The following is an 8,734-nucleotide window of genomic DNA, read 5'->3' as shown; positions in this document are numbered from 1 at the left end:
TTTTAATATATTCTCAATATTTATAAATCATTTCTTTAATATCGCTCTATAAATTATTAAATAAATTTATCATCACTTTGGCATTATTCTAAATAGTTTATATATTTGCAATATATACTAAAATAAAGAATGGAGGTACTAAATGAGAGTTATTATTCAAAGTGATTACCAGAAACTATCTAAGTGGGCAGCAGACTACGTCGCTCAAAAGATCAACAGAGCTAATTCCACAGAGGATAAACCATTTATTCTGGGTCTACCTACCGGGTCATCACCTATAGGCATGTATAAAGAACTTATTAAATTAAACAAAGAGGGCAAAGTTTCATTTAAGAATGTTATAACCTTTAACATGGATGAGTATGTGAATCTACCAAAAGATCATCCGGAAAGTTATCACTCATTTATGTGGAACAACTTCTTCAGCCATATCGACATAAACAAAGATAATGTAAACATTCTCAATGGAAATGCTGCCGACCTTGAAGAGGAGTGCAACAATTACGAAAAGAGAATAGAGGCTGCAGGAGGCATTGACCTTTTCATCGGCGGTATAGGTCCTGATGGGCACATCGCATTCAACGAGCCAGGCTCCTCACTTACTTCAAGAACCCGTATTAAGACATTGACAACAGATACAATAATAGCTAATTCACGTTTTTTTGATAATGACGTAAACAAAGTTCCAAAGACTGCGTTAACAGTTGGTGTAGGTACTGTTTTAAGTGCTAAAGAAGTTCTAATTATCTGCAACGGTCATAACAAAGCTCGTGCTTTACAGCATGCTGTTGAGGGTGGCATCACTCAGATGTGGACTATCAGTGCATTACAACTTCATCAGCATGGTATAATTGTGTGCGACGAAGCAGCAACAGATGAATTAAAAGTAGCAACCTACAAATATTTTAAGGATATAGAAAAAGATAACTTGTAAAAAACCTAATGAGAATAAATCTAAGTTCGCAGATATCTCTTAACAGAGTATCTACAAAATATTACAAACCGGAAAACGCTGTAGAGAGATCAGTACTAACAAGATTTGAAAAAGCTCCCACCTATATTTATGAAACTGTAGAGGAAGGAGTTGAATCTATAGCTAATGAAATCGCTGAAAAAATAAAACAGCGTCAACAAGAAGGTAAATACTGTGTAATAGGCGCGGGTACAGGTCTTTCTCTACGCCTACTTTACGCAGAATTAGTAAGAAAACACAAAGAGGAAAAACTAAGTTTCCACAATGTGGTAATATTCAACCTTTTTGAATATTATCCATTGGCTAAGGAGAATGTAAACAGCAGCTTTGCACAGCTTAGCGAACTTCTTCTTGACAACCTAAACATAGATAAGCAAAATATATTCACCCCAGATGGTACTATTGCTCAAGAGAATGTGATAGACTACTGCCGTCTATATGAAGAGCGTATACAGCAGATGGGTGGATTGGACATAGTTCTTATGGGCATCGGCCGTGAAGGTAACATTGCCATGAATGAACCAGGCTCTCAACTAAGTTCTACAACACGACTTATACTTACCGATAATACTTCCAAAGCAGAGGCAGCTCACAACCTTGGACTTGATGTTGTACCTCCTTGCTCTATAACAATGGGTATAGCAACTATCATGGCTGCCAAGAAGGTATATTTAGTTGCTTGGGGTGATGAAAAATCTGATATTATAAAGAGTGCCATAGAAGATAAGATATCAGACACTCTTCCTGCATCTTATATCCAACTTCATAACAATGCATCTGTTTGTATAGACCTTCCTGCTGCAGCTCACCTGACACGTATTCAACGTCCATGGTTGGTAACAAACTGCGAATGGAACGACAAACTTGTACGTAGTGCTATAGTATGCTATGCCTGAAACTGAAAAAACCTATTCTTAAACTAACAAACAAGGACTATAACGAAAATGGTCTTAGTGAATTGCTAGCACTATATGGTTCTGCATACAATGTAAACATAAAAATTTTCAATGATCTTCAACATACTATCACTGGATGGCCAGGTGGTAAGCCAAATGCCGATGACACATACCGTCCTGAGAGAGCAAAACCATTTCCAAAGAAAGTACTTGTATTTTCACCACACCCGGATGATGATGTTATCTCTATGGGTGGAACATTACGTCGTCTTGTACAACAAGGTCATGAAGTTCATGTAGCATACGAAACTTCAGGAAATATTGCAGTTGGTGATGATGAGGTTCAAAGATTCATGCACTTTATTAATGGTTTCAACCAGATCTTTGGAGATAATAAAGATGAATGCATCAAAGATAAGTATTCTGAGATTAAGAAATTTCTCGCTGAGAAGAAGGAGGGTGATATAGATTCATGCGATATCCTTACAATAAAAGGTCTTATTCGTCGTGGTGAAGCTCGTATTGCTTGTACTTTTAATCAGGTTCCATTAAACCGATGCCACTTCCTGGACTTACCTTTTTATGAAACAGGAAAGATTGAAAAAAGCCCTATAAGCGAAGCAGATATTGATAAAGTACTAAAATTGATCCGCGAAGTAAAGCCTCATCAGATATATGTAGCCGGTGACCTTGCTGATCCTCATGGAACTCACAGAGTATGTACTGATGCTGTCTTAGCGGCAATTGATATTGAAAAAGAGGCTAAAGCTGAATGGCTTAAAGATTGCCGCATATGGATGTATCGTGGCGCTTGGGCTGAGTGGGAAATTGAAAATATTGAGATGGCTGTTCCATTAAGTCCTGAAGAGTTGAGAGCAAAACGTATTTCAATCTTGAAACATCAGTCTCAGATGGAAAGTGCTCCATTCTTAGGAAATGACGAACGTCTATTCTGGCAGCGTAGTGAAGATCGAAACAGAGGTACTGCTGAACTATATGATCAGCTTGGCCTTGCTTGTTATGAAGCCATGGAAGCTTTTGTAGAATACATTCCTCTATAATAAAAACCTAACCTAACTTTTCTAATTAAATCGACCAAATCCCTGTCTTCATATACTGAAGTCAGGGATTTATTTATTCATTAACTCCAAAGCCAAAGAGAGCAAAGTCACCTAAACAAGGATCTTCAGGGAATAGTCTACCAAGCTCAACGGTTATCTTTTTTGCATTATTCAGCGTATACGATTTGCTCTTTGTAAGTCCTAATCGGAATGACATATCGCTCACATGAGTATCGAGTGGTATGATAAGTTCTGTTGGTGAGAAAGAATGCCATATCCCGAAATCAACAGGAGAATCTCTTCTTATCATCCATCTCAAGAACATATTGACCTTCTTTTGTGGCGACTTAGTGGTTACCCCCCATAATGTACAGAGCCTTTCCATAGGATTACCTTTCTGATCTTTTAAAGCATCCTCCATGCTCTCATATCTGCTATATATGTCATTAAGCCAGCTGAATATCTCGCGCATCTTGTCTTTAGGCACTGTACGGTAAAATGAGTCTGTACCTACAAAGTCAACTTTCCAACTCTCACCACAGACATACTCATGAGGAGAGTGATTCATTATAACATCTACCCTATCGGCAGCCTTTAATATCTGAGGACGTGCTCCAAAACTGAGGAAAGCTGTTATGAATCCACTTATCTCAATATCCTGTTTCTTAGTATATCTATGTGGGAACTGCACCGGGTCATCCTTTATGAATGATTCTGTGTGATATTTATTTGCATATTCCACCAAAAATCTGTCAATTTCTTCTCTGTTTAAATCCATATTTATTATAGCTGTATATTAAATAGATTTATTTTTTATGAATAAGGCTAAGGATTTTAATTTTAATGATAGTAATCAGAAAAGACTGTCTGATACTACTTCCTTTATATATTCACCAGTAAAATTACTAATGATTATCGGAAAGTATATCAAACAGTCCTATTATAAATAAAAAATAGTTTGTTCTTAGCAATGATTACCTATCAGGTGATAAGAATAGCCAAAGCTATTTCTATCTATACAAGAGTCTCGACAACTATTTCTTGGTAGTGACAGTTATAACAGCAGGTTTCAAACCTTTGGCTGTTGCCTTAAGAGTAATATTTCCAGCCTCTTCAGAACTCTGCACTATAGCTGTCATCATTCCGTTGAAAACCTTCATCTGTGGCATATGAAAAAGTTCCAGAGATATTGAGTTCCCATTTGCACCGGCTCTGTATGTACCTTTTCCCTTAACATCAAACTTTATTAAGTTCTGTGCATCAGGACAGAGATTACCATCTTTGTCTACAACTTTCACAGTAATGAAAGAGAGATCTTTTCCATCTGCATCTATTACTGTTCTGTCAGCAACCAACTCTATATGATCAGGTTTAGAAGCTGTACGAATCTCTTTCTCTGCAACAGCCTCACCTTTCTCATTATAGGCAACAACTTTCACTGTTCCCGGTTCATACTTGGTATCCATCCACATCAGACGATATCTCTGCTGTCTTTTTAAGTTGGCTGTAGAGGTAGAATCCATACTATTTTCATAAGTGACACTCAAATCTTTTGTACGCTTGCCTTGGCTCTTTCCATTAATGAAAAGTTCAGCCGAAGGATAATTGGTATACACAAATACTGGAGTAACCTCTCCTTCACGTCCCGGCCATGTCCAGTGAGGAAGTATATGAAGTGTCTCTGACTCTTTATTCCAATGGCTTCTGTATAGATAGAATCTATCTTTAGGAAGACCTGCTAAATCTACGATACCAAACAGAGAAGAGTGACTTGGCCAATCAGTATAATATGGAGTTGGTTCACCAAGGTAGTCAAATCCTGTCCAGACAAATTCACCAATTGCCCATGGGTTATCCTCATGCCAAATCCAGTCATCTTCAGGAAGGTTTGACCATCCGCAATGTTCCACATCATATGAAGATGATTGATTATCATCGTACTTCTTCATTGACTCGCGCTTTACAGGGAATTTGTATACTCCTCTAGAGCTTACTGTTGATGCAGTCTCACTGCCCATGATAATCTGTTGTGGCAATTTCTTGTAGTTCTCTGCATACTTAAATGGACGATAATTGAATCCTGCAACATCCATAGTAGCAGCTATATTATTATTGACTACAGCATCAGGAGCATCCATGCCCTGAGTTACAGGACGAGTAGGATCTTCACGATGACATATATCCTGAAGCATTCTTGCCAACTTAGGGCCATTAGCCTGGTTACGTTGATCAGGTACTTCATTTCCTATACACCACATTACAATACTTGGATTATTTCTGTAGTGATGGACAAGATTTACAATATCCTTCTCTGCCCACTCATCAAATACCTTATGATAGCCATTCTCACATTTTGCGCTCTTCCACTCGTCGAAAGATTCTGCCATAACCATCATACCCATCTCATCGCAAGCCTCAACAAATTCAGGAGCCGGCATATTATGAGAAGTACGTATGGCATTAACACCCATATCCTTCATTATCTTTATCTGACGACGGATAGCAGCCTTATTTACTGCAGCACCCAAAGGACCTAGGTCGTGATGATTACAAACACCTTTGAACTTCACCATCTTTCCATTAAGGAAGAATCCCTTATTTGGAATAATCTCTATTGTACGAATACCAAAGCGTGTTGTGTAAGTATCTTTAACCTTTTCACCCTGATATATAGTAGAGTTTGCTGTATATAAATAAGGTGATTCAGGAGACCAAAGATTAGGTTTCGCAACAGCAAAAGTCTGTTCAAAGAGAGATTGGTCGAATCTACTCAACTTATCCGACGAAGATGCAACTACCTTTCCTTGAGCATCTTTTATCTCAGTCTTTATTGTAAAGTCATCTAGATTGCTTCCTTTAGCCGCATTCCAGATAGTCTTCAGGTTAACACGAGCAATATTTTCGTCCACCTTATCTGTTATAAGCTGTGTTCCCCATACAGGTACATGAGAATCCTCTGTAACAATAAGATGTACATTTCTGTATAGTCCTGCACCAGGGTACCATCGTGAAGATTCCGGTTCATTCTCTAGTCTTACCGCCAGTTTATTACCTTTAGAACCTTTAATGAATGCCGTTGCATCAATAACAAAAGAGTTGTATCCATAAGGCCAATAGCCAGCTTCACTACCATTGACATATACTTTTGCGTGACTCATTGCACCGTCGAATAGCAGTTCAACCTTATCACCGCTGGTATAGTTTGGTACATCGAATGTAAGTCTATACCATCCTGTTCCGACAAAAGGCAACCCTCCTGTACGTCCTGCATGCTCCATAGCATCTTTTTGACCATCCTGAGTTATAGCCACCTCCTGCTTATCATTATTGATACTGAAAGGACCATAAATAGCCCAATCATGAGGAATAGTAACAGACTGCCATTTTACATCATTATAATCAGGAGAAGAGAACTCGGTCTTATCCTGGCGCGTAAACTTCCAGCCTTTTTCAAGTGTTTGCTCCGTTCTTACCTGCGCACTCAACGAAAAAGTCATTGAGACAGCAAAAATACCGGTAAGTAAACATTTAATGTTCTTCATAATTATTTATTAATATTGTTTGTTGTTACAAAAGTAATAACATTTGCCTTAATCAACTCCTCATGGCTAATTCTAAATTTATTAACAGTCTTTCCATCAAACTTTATAGACTTTATATAGTCACCATTACCCTCTTTCACTAATACAAGTTTATCTTTTCCCCAATATTTTGGATCAAGCTCTATTGTTATCCTATCGAAAGCAGGAGTTGTTAATGTATATTCAGGAACACCGGGGCAGTCAGGATAGAATCCCATCATACTAAATATAGCCCAAGTAGACATGGTACCTGTATCATCATTTCCTGGTATGCCGTCAGGTTTTGTTGTAAAGTTCTCAGCAAGAAGCTTCTTCACCATCTTCTGTGTTCTCCACTCCTCACCTTTAACACGGCTGAATAGATATGGGTATGCTATGTCCGGTTCATTTGTAGGTTCATAGTGACCATTGTCGAATACACTCTGCAATCTATCTACGAAATTCTTTCCACCACCCATAAGCTTTATAAGTCCTTCTATATCGTGAGGCACATAGAAGGTATAGTTCCATGAACTACCCTCATGAAAGCCAGGACATGGCTGGAAGTTTTCTCCCTCTTTTGGATTAAAAGGTGAATAGAACTTACCATCTTTTGTTATAGGTCTCAATGTACCAAACTCTTTACTGTAGTAGTTCTTATATCCTAATGCACGTTTACGGAACAGTTTGGCATCCTCCTTCTTTCCCAATTTATCGGCAAGTGTAGAGAGTGCATTGTCGGCAACATAATACTCAAGAGCATGCGAAACGGAGTTGTCGTACTGACTCTCCATTGGCACATATCCCCTTTTCATGTATTCATCATTATCCGGACGAAGAAGGTTATCCTTACCTGGTGTAGTAGCAGATTTGTACATACCTTTGTATGCCTCTTTTATATCGAAATCCTTCAGACCTTTCATCCAGGTATCCACAATAACAGGGATAGCCGGATCACCTTCCATTGTCAAAGTCTCACGTCCAAAGAGTTCCCATTTAGGGAACCATCCATGTTCTCTATACATACCCAGCATTGTGTGTACCATATCCAATTGACGTTTTGGATATATAAGAGTAATAAGCTGATGTACATTTCTGTATGTATCCCATAATGAGAATACAGTATATCTGTCACGATTTGTTGTAAGGATATTATTACCCTCCATCTGAGGATATTGCCCACTTACATCTTGAAGTATGTTTGGATGTATAAGTGTATGATAAAGTGCAGTATAGAAGACACCTTTCTGCTCCTCAGTACCCCCCTCAATCTTTATTTTTGAGAGATCCTCGTTCCATCTGTCTCTTGCCTGTTGACGCAATTTATCTAAGGTAGTACCGAAAGGCTGCTCTTTGTCAAGGTTAAGGCGAGCGTTTTCAATACTTACGAATGAAACACCCATACTTACCTCTACCACCTCCTCTTTATCTGAGTTGAAAGAGAACCATACACCTATATCATCACCGCTCATATTTTTTCTGTAAGATGTATATAGTTTATATTTTCCTGCGGTCTCATCCCATTCAGCCTCAGCCTCCATAGGACGCATCTTCTTCCAGTATCCACTCTTTTCGGATAATTTATTAACCCTCATCACAAAGTAGATAGGGAATACAGATTGTGTGGAGTAGCAGAATGTTCCTAAAAGTTTACTTCCCTCAATCTCTCTATCGTTTACGAACTTCACTGAAGCTCCTGTCTCATTTGTAAGGCCCTCGCCAAGATTCAGAAGGATATTATTCTGACCTTTCGGGAATGTAAATCGAGCCATACTAGTTCTAGGTGTAGCAGTCAGCTCGCACTTGATATTATACTTTCCCAAAATAGTTTGATAGAAACCTGGAGTTGCAATCTCATCTCTGTACAAACTACCATAGTTATGATAGTCCACATCCAGCTTTCCTGTTGTCGGCATGAGCAGCAGCGAGCTCAGTTCAGGACATCCCACCCCACTAAGGTTCACATGGGCAAAGCCTGTGAGGAACTTATTATTAAACTCATATGGAGTCGACCACCATGACTTATCTTTATCTTTATTATTCAAATCCGACCCCATCACGTTGAATGGTGTCACTGACATTAAGCCATTTGGAGTTATTGCACCAGGGTTAGTGGTACCATAGTTTGTTGTGCCCACAAATGGATTGACATAATCGGCAGGGCTCTTTTGTGCAAATGCAGAGAAAGCTGCAAAAACACAAGCACTGACTGTTAATGTGAATTTTCTTACCATAATATGTTTG

At 38.6% G+C, this 8,734-nt stretch carries 4 protein-coding genes and 1 pseudogene; 2 read left to right on the top strand and 3 right to left on the bottom strand.

The genetic code is table 11. The features are described 5' to 3' along the window. Nucleotides 1-142: 142 nt before the first annotated feature. Nucleotides 143-934, top strand: a complete 792-nt coding sequence (gene nagB / locus JCM15092_RS04875; RefSeq protein WP_024993679.1) for a glucosamine-6-phosphate deaminase — start codon at nucleotides 143-145, stop codon at nucleotides 932-934. An 8-nt stretch (nucleotides 935-942) separates the two neighbouring features. Continuing rightward, nucleotides 943-2,930: pseudogene (locus JCM15092_RS14990) on the top strand (glucosamine-6-phosphate deaminase). 73 nt (nucleotides 2,931-3,003) lie between these two features. Here the strand turns inward: JCM15092_RS14990 and JCM15092_RS04865 are convergent. From JCM15092_RS04865 to JCM15092_RS04855, 3 genes are all read right to left on the bottom strand, one after another. Beyond that, on the bottom strand, nucleotides 3,004-3,708 hold the full coding sequence (locus tag JCM15092_RS04865) for a TIGR02757 family protein (RefSeq protein WP_024993678.1): 705 nt from the start codon (nucleotides 3,706-3,708) through the stop codon (nucleotides 3,004-3,006). 256 nt (nucleotides 3,709-3,964) lie between these two features. Beyond that, nucleotides 3,965-6,472: a beta-galactosidase GalB gene (galB, locus tag JCM15092_RS04860; protein WP_024993677.1), complete on the bottom strand. Its 2,508-nt coding sequence runs from the start codon at nucleotides 6,470-6,472 to the stop codon at nucleotides 3,965-3,967. Between the two features lie 2 nt (nucleotides 6,473-6,474). Continuing rightward, entirely contained in the window at nucleotides 6,475-8,724 is a 2,250-nt protein-coding gene (locus JCM15092_RS04855; protein ID WP_024993676.1) for a GH92 family glycosyl hydrolase, read from the bottom strand. Nucleotides 8,725-8,734 lie beyond the last annotated feature (10 nt).

Source organism: Phocaeicola paurosaccharolyticus JCM 15092 (genome assembly GCF_000613805.1).
Lineage (GTDB): Bacteria > Bacteroidota > Bacteroidia > Bacteroidales > Bacteroidaceae > Phocaeicola > Phocaeicola paurosaccharolyticus.
The sequence above is the reverse complement of the archived record's forward strand: the minus strand, read 5'-3'. Positions and strand labels throughout refer to the sequence as shown.